Annotated in this window: 10 protein-coding genes; 4 read left to right on the plus strand and 6 right to left on the minus strand. The window is 38.1% G+C overall.

Annotated features, from left to right (window positions below):
• Window positions 1-337 precede the first annotated feature (337 nt).
• Together uvrB and ACFIJW_RS09805 are read right to left on the minus strand one after the other, a co-directional pair.
• On the minus strand, window positions 338-2,647 hold the full coding sequence (uvrB, locus tag ACFIJW_RS09800; RefSeq protein WP_375634198.1) for an excinuclease ABC subunit UvrB: 2,310 nt from the start codon (window positions 2,645-2,647) through the stop codon (window positions 338-340).
• A gap of 260 nt (window positions 2,648-2,907) precedes the next feature.
• Window positions 2,908-3,222 (minus strand): SH3 domain-containing protein, encoded by a 315-nt coding sequence (locus ACFIJW_RS09805; RefSeq protein ID WP_375612971.1) that lies wholly within the window; start codon window positions 3,220-3,222, stop codon window positions 2,908-2,910.
• A gap of 339 nt (window positions 3,223-3,561) precedes the next feature.
• Between ACFIJW_RS09805 and greA the strand changes: the two genes are divergently transcribed.
• Window positions 3,562-4,035, plus strand: coding sequence for a transcription elongation factor GreA (gene greA, locus ACFIJW_RS09810; protein WP_007347010.1), 474 nt, complete (start codon window positions 3,562-3,564; stop codon window positions 4,033-4,035).
• Between the two features lie 17 nt (window positions 4,036-4,052).
• Complete coding sequence (locus ACFIJW_RS09815; RefSeq protein ID WP_375634295.1) at window positions 4,053-5,111, plus strand: glycosyltransferase family 4 protein; 1,059 nt, start codon at window positions 4,053-4,055, stop codon at window positions 5,109-5,111.
• Between the two features lie 1,205 nt (window positions 5,112-6,316).
• On the opposite strand, the gene ACFIJW_RS09820 is transcribed toward ACFIJW_RS09815, so the two are convergent.
• Window positions 6,317-7,711 (minus strand): TrkH family potassium uptake protein, encoded by a 1,395-nt coding sequence (locus ACFIJW_RS09820; protein ID WP_375620704.1) that lies wholly within the window; start codon window positions 7,709-7,711, stop codon window positions 6,317-6,319.
• A 310-nt stretch (window positions 7,712-8,021) separates the two neighbouring features.
• On the opposite strand from ACFIJW_RS09820, the gene trxB reads away from it, so the two are divergent.
• Window positions 8,022-8,978 (plus strand): thioredoxin-disulfide reductase, encoded by a 957-nt coding sequence (trxB, locus tag ACFIJW_RS09825; RefSeq protein ID WP_375620705.1) that lies wholly within the window; start codon window positions 8,022-8,024, stop codon window positions 8,976-8,978.
• Window positions 8,979-9,020: 42 nt separating this feature from the next.
• Complete coding sequence (locus ACFIJW_RS09830; protein WP_273791217.1) at window positions 9,021-9,926, plus strand: LysR family transcriptional regulator; 906 nt, start codon at window positions 9,021-9,023, stop codon at window positions 9,924-9,926.
• 1,158 nt (window positions 9,927-11,084) lie between these two features.
• Here ACFIJW_RS09830 and ACFIJW_RS09835 read toward each other — a convergent pair.
• From ACFIJW_RS09835 to carB, 3 genes are all read right to left on the minus strand, one after another.
• On the minus strand, window positions 11,085-12,287 hold the full coding sequence (locus ACFIJW_RS09835; RefSeq protein ID WP_375634296.1) for a pyridoxal phosphate-dependent aminotransferase: 1,203 nt from the start codon (window positions 12,285-12,287) through the stop codon (window positions 11,085-11,087).
• A gap of 322 nt (window positions 12,288-12,609) precedes the next feature.
• Complete coding sequence (locus ACFIJW_RS09840) at window positions 12,610-12,819, minus strand: cold-shock protein (RefSeq protein ID WP_012754908.1); 210 nt, start codon at window positions 12,817-12,819, stop codon at window positions 12,610-12,612.
• Window positions 12,820-13,066: 247 nt separating this feature from the next.
• Window positions 13,067-16,552 (minus strand): carbamoyl-phosphate synthase large subunit, encoded by a 3,486-nt coding sequence (gene carB / locus ACFIJW_RS09845; protein ID WP_375611195.1) that lies wholly within the window; start codon window positions 16,550-16,552, stop codon window positions 13,067-13,069.
• Window positions 16,553-16,557: the final 5 nt, after the last annotated feature.

Consider the following 16,557-nt stretch of genomic DNA (forward strand, 5'->3'; position numbering starts at 1 on the left):
GGGATATGAATAAAAGTTATCATTTTTTATCATAGGCTTATGGTTCTATGAGAAAGTCTTATTTTACTTTATTTGTGTTATAGGACAGTGTCCTATTTGAATATTTTCTTGTAAGGATAAATAATATTGAGTTAGATATCAGAGTATAACTGTATAAAGATAATATATTTTAGAAATTTTTTATAAAATGTTCTCTCTCATGTTGTTTTAGACAAATTGAAGCACCCTTGATGTTGGAGGTTGTCTATTTTTCGGATAACGCTGTTTGCTTTTGAGCTTTCGTCTTTTTTTAGAAGAGCTGAAGATTATTTTATGCGGTTTGAAATTTTTTGCTCCTTCATTGATTGCGTTTTTTTCGTTTTATTGTTGCTTGATTAGGGGTGTTTTTACGAGATTTTCCTTTTTGATTTTCCAAAATACCAGTGTCCATGGTTGGTCCCATGTGTGCAAGGTCTGGTTTGGAGAAAAGACTTGGTTGTAATACGCGCTCATGGGTGGATTGTTCGCTATGATGTGTTAAGGGATTTTCCGCGAGTTCTAGTTCTATCTTTTGTAATTGTTTGATTTCATCGCGAAGGTGTGCTGCTTCTTCAAAATTAAGATCAGCAGCTGCTTCATGCATTAATTTTTCGAGGTGTTTAATATGAGATGCTAAATTGTTGCCAACCATATTTTTTTTCTCGATGACATCAGGGATATTTGTATGAATATGGTTGGTTTCATAGCCTGAATTAAGAATATCTCCGATATTTTTTTTGATACTTTTCGGTGTGATATGGTGTTCTTCATTATAGGCTATTTGTTTTTGTCGACGTCTTTGTGTCTCCTGTAAGGCTCGTTCTATGGAACCAGTGATCGTATCTGCATAGAGGACAACACGGCCATCTACGTTACGTGCAGCACGTCCGATTGTTTGTATGAGGGAAGTTTCAGAGCGCAAAAAGCCCTCTTTATCGGCATCTAGAATGGCAACAAAACCACATTCTGGAATATCTAAGCCTTCTCGGAGCAAGTTAATACCGATGAGGACATCAAAGGTGCCAAGCCGAAGATCGCGTAGAATTTCAATGCGCTCTAATGTATCAATGTCAGAATGCATATAGCGTACACGAATGTCTTGTTCGTGGAGATATTCAGTTAAGTCTTCGGCCATACGCTTTGTGAGAACTGTCACCAATGTACGGTAGCCTTTTTGAATTGTTTTACGAATTTCATTCACAACATCATCGACTTGATTTTTGGCTGGACGAACCTCTGTTGGTGGGTCAACAAGCCCTGTGGGGCGAATAACTTGTTCTGCAAAAGTGCCGTGAGATTGTTCTATTTCCCACCGTCCAGGTGTTGCGGAGACAGCAATCGTTTGTGGGCGCATAGCATCCCATTCTTCAAAGCGTAAAGGACGGTTATCCATACAAGAAGGGAGGCGAAAACCATATTCTGCTAAGGTTGCTTTTCTACGAAAGTCACCTCGGTACATGCCACCAATTTGGGGAATGGTTACGTGGCTTTCATCGATAAAAACAAGAGCATTATTTGGAATGTATTCGAACAAGGTTGGTGGTGGTTCTCCGGGTTTTCGTCCCGTTAAAAAGCGTGAATAATTCTCGATTCCAGAGCATGAGCCGGTAGTTTCCAACATTTCTAAATCAAAAATTGTACGTTGTTCTAAACGTTGTGCTTCTAAAAGACGTCCAGCCGCATTTAATTCATCGAGGCGTTGAACGAGTTCCATTTTGATCGATTTCATCGCTTGGTTAAGTGTTGGGCGTGGTGTTACGTAGTGTGAGTTGGCATAAATTTTAATCGATTGAAGATCGCCTGTTTTTTGACCCGTTAGAGGATCAAATTCTGTAATTGTTTCCACTTCATCACCAAAGAGCGAAATACGCCAAGCACGATCTTCGAGGTGGGCAGGGAAAATTTCGATTGTATCCCCTCGAACACGAAAGGAACCACGAATGAAATTGATATCTTGTCGATAATACTGTTGAGAGACTAAATCAGCCAAGAGTTTTCGTTGATTGAGTTTGTCCCCTTTTGCTATTTGGAAGGTCATAGCAGTATAAGTTTCTACTGAACCAATCCCGTAGATACAGGATACAGATGCGACAATAATGACGTCATCACGCTCTAAGACAGCACGTGTTGCAGCATGGCGCATACGGTCGATTTGTTCATTAATTGAGGATTCTTTTTCAATATAGGTATCAGAGCGTGCAACGTAGGCTTCTGGCTGATAATAGTCATAATAGGAAACAAAATATTCGACGGCATTATGGGGAAAAAAACTTTTAAATTCCCCATAAAGCTGCGCTGCTAGAGTTTTATTGGGAGCTAATATTAAAGCTGGACGCTGTGTTTTTTCAATGATATTGGCCATTGTATAGGTTTTTCCTGAGCCGGTAACACCCAAAAGCACTTGTGTACGTTCATTTTTTTGAATTCCCTCAACCAGAGTTTTAATGGCTTGAGGTTGATCCCCCGCTGGTTTAAAAGATGTTTCGAGTTGAAATGGAATACCACCTTCAGATTTTTCGGGACGAATAGGGCGGTGAGGTGTCCATAATGCACCATTCTTAAAAAGAGGATTACCTGAAGCAATAAGAGCAGAAAGAGCTTCTACTGTTGCAGTAACACCATTTTTCATTGTTGTATCCTTTGATAGAAAAGTGCTGGTGATTTTAAAGAAAATACTAATTTTTACAATTTCATTACGACAACAGCAAAACGTTATTGAACAGATTTGTTTTGGTTTATTGAAGCCTTCATTAGGATATTAATCAAGTTTTTTCTATGAGACAAATTCTTCGAAGTATTTCTTTGGAGGGAGCATCTTTGTGGTTGTTCGTGAACACTATTGCATTTTTACCATGATGATATTCAAGAGGGCATAAGTTATTATGGCTGTTATGGAGAATAATCGGTACGTTTGGGCATTAAAGACATTGTATATGTGTGATAAAGATCATTTCCATCTTTAAATGAAAGATAACGAGATGACACCCAACCTATTTGAGTGTTATATCGGATATGGCACCAATTTCCTTCACAGTTTTTAACAAAAACTAATTCTCCAGCAGAGATTAAGCCGCAAAGTGCATACTGAGTGCTGGGACCTGTTCTAAAATTAAGATTTCTCGTAACAAAAGCATCTGCTGCCTCTGATATTGTTGTGGCTAAAAAGAAAGAGCCAAACATAAAAAAAATGACGATTTTTTTCATTTTTCTGTAAAGAATTTCTTTAGAGATTTTCTATCCTTCTCTCTTCATATTCCATATAATTTCTTTATACTAGATTATGATAAAACAGAAAAAAATACAATTCTTTCTTCTTTAGGATACTTTAAAGAGAAGAGTGAAGTTTAACGTTTTAAACACCAAAATGAGATGTTTTAATCACTATTTGTGCATGTTTTGTTTCCTTTATTTATTTTTGTATGGAAAACAGCGATACTGTACTATATAATAAAAAAGATCGTAGTTTTCGGATTCCAAAAGTAATTTTGGAAGCCGTTTTTTGTATTTTTATTAAACCTTCCGTGTAATAGAAAGGGACGGATTATGGAAAAAGTTCCGATGACTACAGCTGGTTTTGAGAGTCTTAAAGAAGAGTTGCGTTGGCGTCAACAACAGGAGCGTCCGCGAATTATTGAAGCAATTTCTGAGGCGCGTGCGCATGGTGATTTATCTGAAAATGCTGAGTATCATGCAGCTAAAGAAGCGCAAAGTCATAATGAGGGGCGTATAAATGAGCTTGAAGATTATATCGCACGAGCAGAAGTTATAGATGTCTCGCGTCTTTCAGGTGACAAAATAAAATTTGGCGCAACCATTAAACTCTTGGATGAGGACACTGAAGAAAAAAAAGTGTATCAGATCGTAGGAGATCAAGAAGCTGATGTAAAGGTTGGTAAAATCTCTATTTCTTCGCCTATCGCACGTGCACTTATTGGCAAGCAAGAAGGTGATGTGATTGAGGTGAATGCACCAGGTGGTGCGCATAATTACGAGATCATTAAGGTTCAGTACATCTAAATAACATATGGATTATTATGCGTGTATCTTTGGACGAAACTGAGATTATTGCGCCTCACTTGAAAAGGCGTTTATCGGGAGTAACATCTACGATTATTCAGCTTATTCCACTGCAACGCGAACAGGGTGTGCGTATATCCACTTTGGGGTTTGGTTTACCACGAACTTTACCGACACTCGCCTTTAAGGACCTTTTCGGACTTTGGAAAAGTCCGAAAGGGAAGCCATTTCGTATTTGGCATGCACGACGCAATATTGAGATGCTTTGTGGGATCTTTTTGCGCGATGTTTTGCGAATGAAGCTTAAACTCATCTTTACTTCGGCATCTCGACGCGAACACAAGCCTTTTACCAAATGGTTGCTTCGTCGTATGGATAAAGTTATCGCTACTAGTGTATGTACGGGAACCTATCTAGAAGTGCCTCATAAGGTTATTATGCATGGAGTGGATATTAGGCGTTTTTCACCCCCCCAAATTCCTGATGATTACTTTCCAGCAACTGGGGTGCCAGGAAAATATGCGGTAGGATGTTTTGGGCGCGTGCGCTATTTAAAGGGTACTGATTTGTTTGTGGACGCGATGATAGCATTATTGCCTGACTATCCCGAATGGACAGCACTTATCGCTGGTCGGACTACAGAACAGCATTATGGTTTTGAAAAGAAATTACGACAGAAGATTGCTGAAGCTGGTTTAAACGACCGCATTATTTTTCTTGGTGAAAGGCTTGATATACCTGTGTGGTATCGCCGTTTATCACTTTATGTAACTCCTTCTCGTTTGGAAGGTTTTGGTCTGACACCATTGGAGGCAATGGCATCACAGACGGCTGTAGTGGCGAGTGATGTAGGAATTTTTAAAGAATTGGTGGTCGAGGGAACAGGAACGGTTGTTCAAGCAGGAGATGGAGCGGCTTTAACAGCAGCAATTGAACCTTATTTTGCTGATGTAGAAAAAACATTGGCAGCCGGAAAGAAAGCTTTAACCCATGTTCGTACTCACTTTCCTTTGGAAAAAGAGGCAAGCAAGATTGAAAGTGTTTACAAAGAACTGTTTGCAGAAAAAACACTTTGATTATTATATCAAAAATCTTTTTGAGGAATGATAAAAGTATTTTCCTTAAAGGTTTTTCATAGTCATCAAGAAAACAGCTCAATGATATAAATGTTATTTTACAAAATTTATATTGTCTTTAGTAGCACGCTATAAAAAGTTCTCAAAATTTTGGATAAAATATTAAAAATGTATACGCTTGAGAGCGATATGTAGTTTATGATAAAGCATACTAAGAGAGAGGAAAGCTACTTTTATTCATTGATATTTTAGAATAAGAAAATAATGCTTTAACTCAAGTCTGGGGATTTATGCACTATCTTATACGGTGTCGTACTGATATTGTTCGTTTTGTAAGACTTAAATAGATAGCAAAAAAACGTTTTCTTGTCTTAAAAAGATAATGATGGTATCTCCATGAATAAAATAGTCGTACATATTTTCAATAAATTCATAATAAGATGGATTTAAGATCAATATATATGATTTTTATAGATAATTTACCTTTTCAATTTGAATAAGAGCTTTGAGTACCGTAAGATTTTCTCATGTAAAATCTGTTGATATTAAATTAATGAGAGCTATCTTCTTGCACATCACAATTGGAAGAAGGCATGTGGTGGATAAAAACTATTGAAGACAGGGTGTAAAGAGATTTCTTATAAATTGTCTGAAATACAGGCTGTTACGATATTAGCAGAAAGAAAATAATATGGTGGTACTAATTTATATCTTATTTTGTAGTAGCGACTTGCACCTTATTATTATTTAAGTAAAAATGATGGTGCCCATTTTATATCTTTCATAAGGGCTGTCGTGAAATGGGGGTGATGAGTATTGTGAGATGTTTTTTACAAGTTTGTGAGTTCGTAATATAATAGCATTTTATTTTCTATAAGGGTGTAACTCTATTAAAAAGAAAAACACTTTTATCAGCAAATGTTCATATTTTTGCATGAGAGATTATTCGTAAAAAAGAATGTTCTATGCGTCCACTTTATTTGATAAAGAAGATCAATAAAGTGAAGTTTTATATGTTATGGCTTTGAGAATATCGGTATTTGATTGTTTTTGTTGAATTATTTTTATATCATTGATATGATGTTTTGTATGAAATTTTAGGAAATCTTCAGTAGATTGGGTGAGGAGTGAATATTATGACGCATACTGTTCTCGCCTTTTTATCTTGTAAATTTTTTATCATGGTAGCATAAAATATCTCTGCATTAGAATTGTTCACGCCAGAAAGCGGGAATAAAAAGGACGAATATTGTTATGATTTCAAGGCGTCCAGCTAACATTAGAAAACTTAAAATCCATAAAGCATGATCGTTGATTGTAGAGAAATTACCAGTGGGGCCAATAATATCTCCAAAGCCTGGACCAACATTTGAAAGTGCGGTTAAGACCCCGGTAAAGGCAGAGGTAAAGTCAAGACCGGTTGTAAGCAAAAGTGCAGTGCCGATAACAAGGCAAAACATATAAAGACAGACAAAAAACAAAACGGCTTGAGCAACATCATTTGATATATTTGAGTGATCGTAGCGCGCTTTTACAACGACATTAGGAGAAAGAAGTTTTTCTATATTTGTTTGTGTAATACGCCAAAGAATAATGAGGCGATTGATTTTCATACCACCAGAAGTAGAACCAGCACATCCGCCTGTAAAAGAAACAATGAAGAAAACTCCAAGCGCAAACGGTCCCCAAAGTTGATAATCTTCAGCGCTGTAACCGGTGGTGCTAATAATGGATGAAAGGTGAAAAATGACATCAAGAAAAATCAAGTGGAACGCGCGATGATCATAAAACCGTAGCCATGCCGCTAAAGCAAAGCTGAAAAGGAGAACGATATGGAGAAAAACAATCACTTGTGGGTCAAGGAAGCGTTTAGAGTGTCCAGGAAGGACTAATTTAACATAAAGTACGAAAGGTAAAGCAGAAAGCAACATGAAGATTGTTGAAATAATTAAGATGGCTGGTGTATCAGAAAAATAGCCAAAAGAAGCATCATGCGTTGAAAAACCAGCTGTTGCTACTGTACTCATTGCATGGTTAATGGCATCAAATAAATTCATGCCTGCAGCAAAATAAGAAAGCATACAAGCCAATGTTAACCCAACATAAGCGATGATAATTCCGTTAGCAATTTGGTTGATGCGAGGCAATATTTTTTCAGATTTATCAGATGATTCCATATGAAAAAGTCGCACGCCACCCACACGCAGTGAAGGCAAAATTAAGAGGGCTAAACCGATAAAACCAATGCCCCCAATCCAGCATATAAGAGAACGCCATAATAAAATACTTCGCGATAAATTATCAAGATCAGAAAGGACTGTGGAGCCTGTTGTTGTAATTCCAGAAACAGATTCAAAAATGGCTCCTGCTAGAGAAATGGGAAGAGGAGAAAGATAAAGAGGTAAGGCACCTACGATGCTTCCTGTAAGCCAAAGACAAACAGTGAGCATAAAGCCAAGCCGTGCTGAAAAGCGACAAGTAGCTCCCTTAGTTGCTAAAAGAATCAGCGTTGCTAACATGGTGGTTATGGCACAAGAATAGAGAAAGCTTATCCAATTACGATTGTTGTCGTGCAAATCCACAAAAATTGGCAAAAGCATTGCTCCTCCCATGATTAAGGCAAAACGTGCACAGACATTGATAATAAATTGAAAAATGATCGTTCCCTATCTTTGTATCTCTTTTTATTATGGTTTTGTGCTCATAAGAAGTTACATTTTTCTCTTTATAGGATAAGGATTAATTCTTAACATTAGCGTGCCTTGATGAATTAGTAATCAGACCTTTTCATAAAACTTGAAAAGAAGTATACATAACATAATTAGGGCTCTTGAAAAATATTTTTTTAAAAGGCTGCATTCCGTTATCATTTATAGAATAATTAATTTATAATAAAGTGAAGGGGATTTAATGGTACAATCGCATATTCGTCTGCTGATTATTGGCTCAGGTCCGGCTGGTTATACAGCGGCGATCTATGCAGCAAGAGCAATGCTTAAGCCTGTTTTGGTGACGGGCTTGCAGCAGGGGGGACAATTGACAATTACAACTGATGTTGAGAATTATCCAGGTTTTGCAGATCCCATTCAAGGACCATGGTTGATGGAACAAATGGCAAAACAAGCTGAGAATATGGGGACAAAAATTGTTTATGATACAATTATAAAGGCTGATTTGTTGAAGTATCCTTTTGTCTTATATGGGGATTCAGGAACACAATATTCTTGTGATGCACTGATTATTGCAACAGGAGCTCAAGCGCGCTGGCTTGGTTTAGAAAGTGAACAGACCTTTATGGGCGGAGGTGTTTCCGCTTGTGCTACATGTGATGGCTTTTTTTATCGTGATAAGGATGTTATTGTCGTGGGAGGAGGAAATACGGCTGTTGAAGAAGCACTTTATTTATCGCATTTGGCTAAGAGTGTAAGCGTGGTTCACAGGCGGGGGCAGTTTCGGGCAGAAAAAATTTTGCAAGATAGGTTGCTGGCTTGTAATAATGTGCGTGTTCTTTGGGATCATGTGGTTGAAGAAATTGTGGGGCTGCCAGCTCAAGATTCAATGGGCGCTGTTGTAACAGGGGCACGTCTGAAAAATGTTAAGACAGGTCACGAGATGAAAGTTAATGCAGAGGGCATATTTATTGCCATTGGGCATGATCCTGCTGTTTCTCTGTTTGAAGGACAGCTGAAACAAAAACGAGGCGGCTATTTATGGACAGCACCCAACTCAACAGCAACAAGCATTGCTGGTGTTTTTGCTGCTGGGGATGTGACAGATGAAACATTCCGCCAAGCTGTAACAGCTGCGGGAAGAGGATGTATGGCAGCGTTGGAAGCAGAACGGTTTTTGGATATACCCAGGCGTTAGTCACTCATTGAGAACATAGAGAATATAGAGGTAGAATTAATTGTGGCGCCACCGTTGGATTGGGATAAGTTAAGGGTTTTTCACGCTGCAGCAGAAGCGGGATCTTTTACGCATGCTGCTCAAAAACTTCATTTATCTCAATCAGCCGTTTCACGACAGGTTTCGGCTTTAGAACAAGAGGTTGGGGTATCCTTATTTCAACGTCATGCGCGTGGTTTGATTCTTACAGAACAGGGAGAAACTCTTTATCGTACAGCTCATGATGTTTTGATGAAGCTTGAAAGTGTGCGTTTGCAATTAAGTGAAAGCTATGCAAAACCAACGGGGCACTTGCGTGTGACCTCGACCTTTGGAATGGGGGCAGGGTGGATTGCAGAGCGTATGCCAGAATTTCTTAGTCTTTATCCTGATATGCAGGTTCAGCTTTTGCTTTCCGATGAAGAGCTTGATTTGACAATGTGTCATGCGGATTGTGCTGTTCGCTTACATCAACCCAAACAACCTGATCTTATACAAAGAAAACTCTTTACAATTCATATGCATGTTTATGCTTCGGAAAAGTATATTGCAAATTATGGAAAGCCGGAAAAATTGTCTGATCTCGATGAGCATCGTATTATTTCGTTCGGTGAACCTGTTCCACCTTATTTGTCTGGTTTAAATTGGTTGGAAAAGGCTGGTAGAAGTGATGGATCATTGCGCGTTTCAGTTTTACAAATCAACAATATCATCTCAATAAAGAATGCGCTTATGCGTGATCTTGGGATTGCTGTGCTTCCTGATTATATCGTCAATAATGATGAGCATTTAGTGCGTCTTTTTCCTGATATGGTTGATATTCCCTCTTTTGATACTTTTTTTTGTTATCCTTATAATTTAAAGAATTTGGCAAGGTTAAATGCTTTTCGAGATTATATTTTTTTAAAAGCTCGCCAGTGGTCTTTTTAATATTAATATCTTAATTTATAAGGAATAATTAGCTGTTTTGCAACTTGAGACTCCCGTAATATTCTTTCGTTTCAAATTTGCCTATATTGAATCAATTAAAATTATTTGTTGCACATTAAAAGTGGAGGGAGTCCGTACGGGTAAATATTTTTGAAAAGAGGGATAAATGTTTTTTTACAAATGCTAGCAAACGTGAGAGCTATTATATATTGAAAAATGGACAATCGTGTCATGGTGTAGTTAACATTTTTACTATTTAATTAAAGAGAGTGGTACATGATGGAGACAAATTTAAAGCTATGTGTTTATTGCATAGCAGATACGCTTAAGTCTTTATTGTGCTTTTCCTTATAAAATGACATAGAATACTATCTCTTGATTATGTTGCCTCCCAGTTTCGTTTTCTTGAGTGTTCCCTTACGAAGATCTATCAGATTGATTTTATCTCTGAGGATCTTCCAAATTTGCCGGACATATGTCCGGCTTTTTTTTAATTTTTGAAAGAGTCCCTAGAAATTGCAATATATGGGAAGATGATAAAGAAAAAATTTCGAAACTGGTGGATATCCAACAATTTTTTTAAGAATACTAAAATTCAATGAGGAGTTTGAGAGGGGGTATTCTATTGTACTGTAAAAGTCTGTCTTTTAGGGGCGTGATATAAAATATTTAAAACCTTATACATGAAGTGCTTTTTATTAGAATGTGAGGTGAATATTTAAGGCAGGTCGTGTTCATAAAGCCTATGAAGTAAATCAAGTAGTTATTAAATAGAACTTAAAGGAAACTAGATTGTTTACACAACGATGGGAGGTGGCTTCTTCTTCGTTTTAGGACGAAGAAGAAGTTGAGAAATAGAAGAGATTTTATTGTAAGGGACTTTGATTATAAGGGCAATTGTGTTTAAAAGTGCTCGGTCTTTTTTAGAGTTATAAATTGAATGGAGAAAGTAGAATAGGCGTGTCATCTCTTATGATAATAGACCGATTCATTTATTTGATAGCTAAATTTTTTTGATCTTTATCTACAGCATCTATTTTTGTGTTTATTCATAGATATTTTTGCTGAATCGATAGATTTAGTGACACAGTTTCAGATATTTTCTCGGATATACTAACATTCGGCAAAAAACAATCACAAGAGATGATATTAAAAATTTTAAATTAAACTGTTGCAAAAACGCTGTATACGTATACAAGCTTTTTCAAGTAATTCTTCTGATGTTGCATAAGAAATACGAAAAGTTGATCCAAGTCCAAAAGCAGATCCTTGGACGACAGCAACAGCTTCTGTTTCTAGAAGCGCTATGGCAAAGTCTTCATCATTCGTAATACGTTGACCATTGGGTGTTTTCTTTCCAATAAGTCCGGTGCAAGAAGGATAAACATAAAAAGCACCCTCAGGCGTTGGACAGTAAATGCCAGGAGCTTGATTTAGCATGGAGACAACGAGATCACGGCGTGCTTGAAAAATACTTTTATTTTTAGCAATAAAGTCTTGTGGTCCGTTGAGTGCTTCAACCGCAGCCCATTGTGAAATGACACTTGTTCCAGATGTTTGCTGTCCTTGAATGGTATCCATGGCTTTAATTAATTCTTGTGGTCCGCCTGCATAACCGATTCTCCATCCCGTCATCGCATAGGCTTTAGAAACACCATTCATTGTGAGTGTACGCTCATAAAGCGCTGGTTCTACTTGAGCTGGAGTCACAAAGGTAAAACCCTCATATGTGAGATGTTCATATATATCATCGGAAAGGATATAAACATGAGGATATTTTACTAAAACATCTGTAAGTTTTTTCAATTCATTATGTGTATAAGCGGCACCTGATGGATTTGAAGGAGAGTTAAAGATGAACCATTTGGTTTTGGGGGTAATGGCAGCTTCTAGCTCTTGTGGTTGGAGTTTATAAGAAAATTCGGCTTTTGTTTCTAAAAAGACAGGCGTACCATCGTTGAGTGCAACCATTTCTGGATAACTAACCCAATAAGGGGATGGAATGATGACCTCATCTCCTTTATTCAAAGTTGCCATGAATGCATTAAAGAGAATTTGTTTTCCACCAGTACCAACAATAATTTGTTCTGGTTGGTAAAGAAGGTTATTTTCTCTTTTAAACTTTGCAGAAATTGCTTGGCGCAATTCTGGAATTCCAGATATGGGAGGGTATTTTGTTTCTCCCCTTCGAATAGCTTCAATAGCCGCGTTTTTGATGTTGTCTGGGGTATCAAAGTCTGGCTCTCCAGCACTTAAAGCAATAACATTTCGCCCTAATGCTTTTAAATGACGGGCCTTTTGAGAAGCAGCAATTGTTGCAGAAGGTTTGATACGAGACAGCTTGTCGGCAATAAAAGCCATAATTTTAAATCCTTATATTATATCAACAAATGGTTATTGCTTTAAGGATATTCTATAAGAGATTATATTGTATGCAATAAAAAACTTCCAAAATACTCTTACACGGGCTTTATATTCTTCTTTTTTGAGATCTTTTACAAGATAATCTCTTCGTAGATTTTATGAAAGTTTTTGAGGAAGTATAAGAGAGGTTTGATAAATTGTGCAAAGGAGATAAGCAGTCTTTTATTTTAACAAGGTAAAATAATGCTTTATACAAAATAAAAAAATCTTCGTCTTTACAGACGAAGATTTCTAAATAAAATATTGCAGAATTTAAACTTTAAAGTGCTGCAAGGTTACCAGCGGCAAATTTTCCTGAACGACGATCTTGAAGAACATCATAAGAGATTTTTTGCCCTTCATTAAGACTGTTTAGACCTGAACGCTCGACGGCAGAAATGTGTACAAATACATCTGCACTACCATCGCTAGGCTGAATGAATCCGAAACCTTTTGTTGTATTAAACCACTTAACTGTTCCTGTAGACATAGGAAACTCCTTAGAATATATAATTACATTGAGCATTGAAGCTTTCATTTCTTCAATACGGTTGTAGATCGAAATTAGGTGGGAGAAGTTTCGCCGAAAGTGCAGATTGCACAGGAAAGAAAGTCACGTAACCGAAAATTCGATGAAACCTCTATAAAAGTTTTTAGAACAAAAAGCAAGTCTTAATCAATTTTTATATAAAGAAAAAATAAGAAAACAGTGTACATTTTGCTAAGTAGAAAAAAATTCAACTAAAATAACTTTGTAGTGAACGTACCTCAAGGTGCCTTTTTTTGAGTGCTTTGATCGCTTCTACGACGGCTTCGGCTCCAGCTATTGTTGTATAATAGGGAACATTTTGCATGAGTGCTGCATAACGTAATGATTTTGAGTCTGAGATGGCACTGGCAGTGCTAGTTGTATTAAAAATTAATTGAATTTGGCGATTACGAATAGCGTCTTCAATATGGGGATGTCCCTCTAGAACTTTGTTGATTTTTTTTGCTTCAACGTGGTGTTCGGTGAGAAATTTTTGTGTTCCACTTGTGGCGACAACAGAAAAGCCAAGCTCAGTTAAACGTTTTACAGGATTTAAGATGCGTTTTTTATCTTCATCCCTTACAGAAACGAACAAAGTTCCCTCTTTAGGGAGTTTTACACCAGCTCCAAGTTGGGCTTTAGCAAAAGCAAGCGAAAATTCATAGTCAAGTCCCATAACTTCACCGGTTGAGCGCATTTCTGGACCAAGAAGTGTATCAACACCTGAAAAACGAGCAAAAGGAAATACTGCTTCCTTGACGGCAATATGTTGTTTTTTTTGCAAAGAAGGTAATCCACCATAAGCTTGAAGAGCATCATGAAGCGTTTCTCCTGCCATAATACGTGCAGCCATTTTAGCAATAGGGCGACCAATCGTTTTTGCAACAAATGGGACAGTACGTGAAGCACGGGGATTGACTTCTAAGACATAAATGGTGTCATCTTTTATAGCATATTGTACATTCATTAAGCCGCGAACATGAAGTGCTTGTGCTAATGCTTTGGTTTGGCGCTCTAATTCAGTAACTATTTTATTTGAGAGCGTATGGACTGGTAGAGAACATGCTGAATCACCAGAGTGGATACCAGCTTCTTCAATATGTTCCATAATACCAACGATTAGTGTTTCTTTGCCATCACATAGACAATCGACGTCTACTTCAATTGCTTCTGTTAAATAGGTATCAAAGAGAAGCGGATTTTTACCAAGCAATATATTGATTTGTCCTGTTGTGTCGTTAGGATAACGGACTTTGATATCTTCTGAAATTAATTCGGGGACACTCTCAAGTAAATAATTTTGTAAGCTACGTTCATCACGGATAATTTGCATAGCACGTCCTCCTAAAACATAAGAGGGACGTACAACCAAGGGGAAGCCTAGTTCGTGGGCAATGAGGCGTGCTTGTTCAATGGAGTGGGCAATACCATTTTGAGGTTGTGTTAAATTAAGTTTAAATAACAGTTTTTGAAAGCGATCTCTATCTTCTGCTAAGTCGATAGCGTCAGGTGAAGTACCTAGGATGGGGATGTTGTGTTTTTCTAGAGCGCTTGCCAATTTCAAGGGTGTTTGTCCGCCAAATTGGACGATGACTCCAACCAAATCTCCTTTTTCCTGTTCTGCTTCTAAAATAGCGATAACGTCTTCTGTTGTTAAAGATTCAAAGTAAAGGCGATCAGAGGTATCATAGTCGGTTGAAACTGTTTCAGGATTACAGTTAATCATAATCGCTTCAAATCCTGCATCACGCAGTGCAAAAGCAGCGTGGCAGCAACAGTAATCAAATTCAATACCTTGCCCAATGCGGTTTGGTCCACCGCCTAAAATAGCAATTTTTTTGCGTTCAGAAACGTGTGCTTCCGAGTGCTCTACACCTGCAAAGGGAACTTCATATGTTGAATACATATAGGCTGTAGGAGAAGAAAATTCAGCGGCACAAGTATCAATCCGTTTGAAGACGTGTTTAACATTCAGTGATTTGCGTAAAGCTGCGATATAATCGGGTTCTTTCCCTGTAAGGGAGGCTAATCGCGCATCTGAAAAGCCCATAGCTTTTAACATACGTAAGTTATCTGCGTCTTGGGGTAATCCATGAATGCGGATACGCTGCTCCATTTCAATGATGGAGGCTATTTGTTCTAAAAACCACGGATCAATTTTGCTAATTTGGTGAATCTCGTTTAAGGGTAAGCCTGTGCGCATGGCTTGAGCAATATAGCGTAGACGATCAGGGCTTGGTATGGCAATGGCGGAGCGTATAGAACTTTTTTCATCACCTTCAGCATGCTCTGGAATCACAATTTCATCAAGACCCGTAAGCCCTGTTTCAAGTCCACGGAGTGCTTTTTGTAACGATTCTTGAAAAGTGCGTCCAATTGCCATGACTTCTCCTACAGATTTCATCGCAGTTGTGAGGACAGGTGATGAACCGGGAAATTTTTCGAACGCAAAACGAGGAATTTTTGTCACAATATAGTCAATAGAAGGCTCAAATGATGCTGGTGTTGCACCACCCGTGATATCATTTTTTAATTCATCAAGTGTATAACCAACAGCCAGTTTAGCCGCTACTTTAGCAATGGGAAACCCCGTTGCTTTTGAGGCAAGCGCTGAAGAGCGAGAAACACGCGGATTCATTTCAATAACAATGAGGCGCCCATTTTCAGGATTGACAGCAAACTGTACATTGGATCCCCCCGTTTCAACACCAATTTCACGCAAAACAGCAATCGAAGCATTACGCATACATTGATATTCTTTATCGGTTAAGGTGAGAGCAGGTGCTACAGTGATCGAATCACCGGTATGAATCCCCATCGGATCAATGTTTTCAATAGAACAAACGATGATACAATTGTCGTTCTTATCACGAACAACTTCCATCTCATATTCTTTCCACCCTAAAACACTTTCTTCAATTAATACTTCTGTTGTTGGTGAAGCTTCAAGCCCACGTTCAATAATTTCATAGAATTCAGAGCGGTTATAAGCAATTCCACCACCAGTTCCACCAAGGGTAAATGAAGGACGAATAATAGCTGGAAGCCCGACAACATCAAGAGCTTGAACTGCTTTTGCTGTTGCATGGGCGATATAATGTTGTTTGCGATCAGCTTCGGTATGTCGCCAGTTGCGCTCAAGTTCTTCGAGTGCTTTGTCAAGCGCAGCACCAGAAAGCTTGGCTTTAAGTTCAGCACACGTTTTTGCGTGTTGTTGACGATTTTCTTCTTTCAGTTCTGTTGCATTGGCTAACATAGAGCGTGGCGTTTCCAAACCGATTTTTGCCATCGCTTGGCGGAATAAAGCACGATCTTCAGCTTTATCAATAGCATCAGCATTGGCTCCTATCATTTCAACATGATAGCGGTCTAAAATACCCATACGCTTTAATGATAAAGCAGTATTGAGGGCTGTTTGTCCTCCCATAGTGGGTAAAAGGGCATCGGGACGCTCGTGGGCAATAATTTTGGCAACTATTTCAGGAGTAATGGGCTCTATATAAGTTGCATCAGCTAGATCTGGATCTGTCATAATCGTGGCAGGATTAGAATTTACCAAAATAATTCGGTAACCTTCTTCTTTTAATGCTTTACAGGCTTGAGTGCCTGAATAATCAAATTCACATGCCTGACCAATGATAATAGGTCCTGCTCCGATGATAAGAATAGATTTTATATCTGTGCGTTTGGGCATGACTT

Origin of the sequence: Bartonella sp. MM97QHHN (assembly GCF_042194285.1) — a bacterium.
Lineage (GTDB): Bacteria > Pseudomonadota > Alphaproteobacteria > Rhizobiales > Rhizobiaceae > Bartonella.

What these genes read in the sequence shown, in the direction of transcription:
- uvrB (WP_375634198.1), bottom strand. Translation starts at nt 2,647, where the DNA reads ATGAAAAATGGTGTTACTGCAACAGTAGAAGCTCTTTCTGCTCTTATT.
- ACFIJW_RS09805 (WP_375612971.1), bottom strand. Translation starts at nt 3,222, where the DNA reads ATGAAAAAAATCGTCATTTTTTTTATGTTTGGCTCTTTCTTTTTAGCC.
- greA (WP_007347010.1), top strand. Translation starts at nt 3,562, where the DNA reads ATGGAAAAAGTTCCGATGACTACAGCTGGTTTTGAGAGTCTTAAAGAA.
- ACFIJW_RS09815 (WP_375634295.1), top strand. Translation starts at nt 4,053, where the DNA reads ATGCGTGTATCTTTGGACGAAACTGAGATTATTGCGCCTCACTTGAAA.
- ACFIJW_RS09820 (WP_375620704.1), bottom strand. Translation starts at nt 7,711, where the DNA reads ATGCTTTTGCCAATTTTTGTGGATTTGCACGACAACAATCGTAATTGG.
- trxB (WP_375620705.1), top strand. Translation starts at nt 8,022, where the DNA reads ATGGTACAATCGCATATTCGTCTGCTGATTATTGGCTCAGGTCCGGCT.
- ACFIJW_RS09835 (WP_375634296.1), bottom strand. Translation starts at nt 12,287, where the DNA reads ATGGCTTTTATTGCCGACAAGCTGTCTCGTATCAAACCTTCTGCAACA.
- ACFIJW_RS09840 (WP_012754908.1), bottom strand. Translation starts at nt 12,819, where the DNA reads ATGTCTACAGGAACAGTTAAGTGGTTTAATACAACAAAAGGTTTCGGA.
- carB (WP_375611195.1), bottom strand. Translation starts at nt 16,552, where the DNA reads ATGCCCAAACGCACAGATATAAAATCTATTCTTATCATCGGAGCAGGA.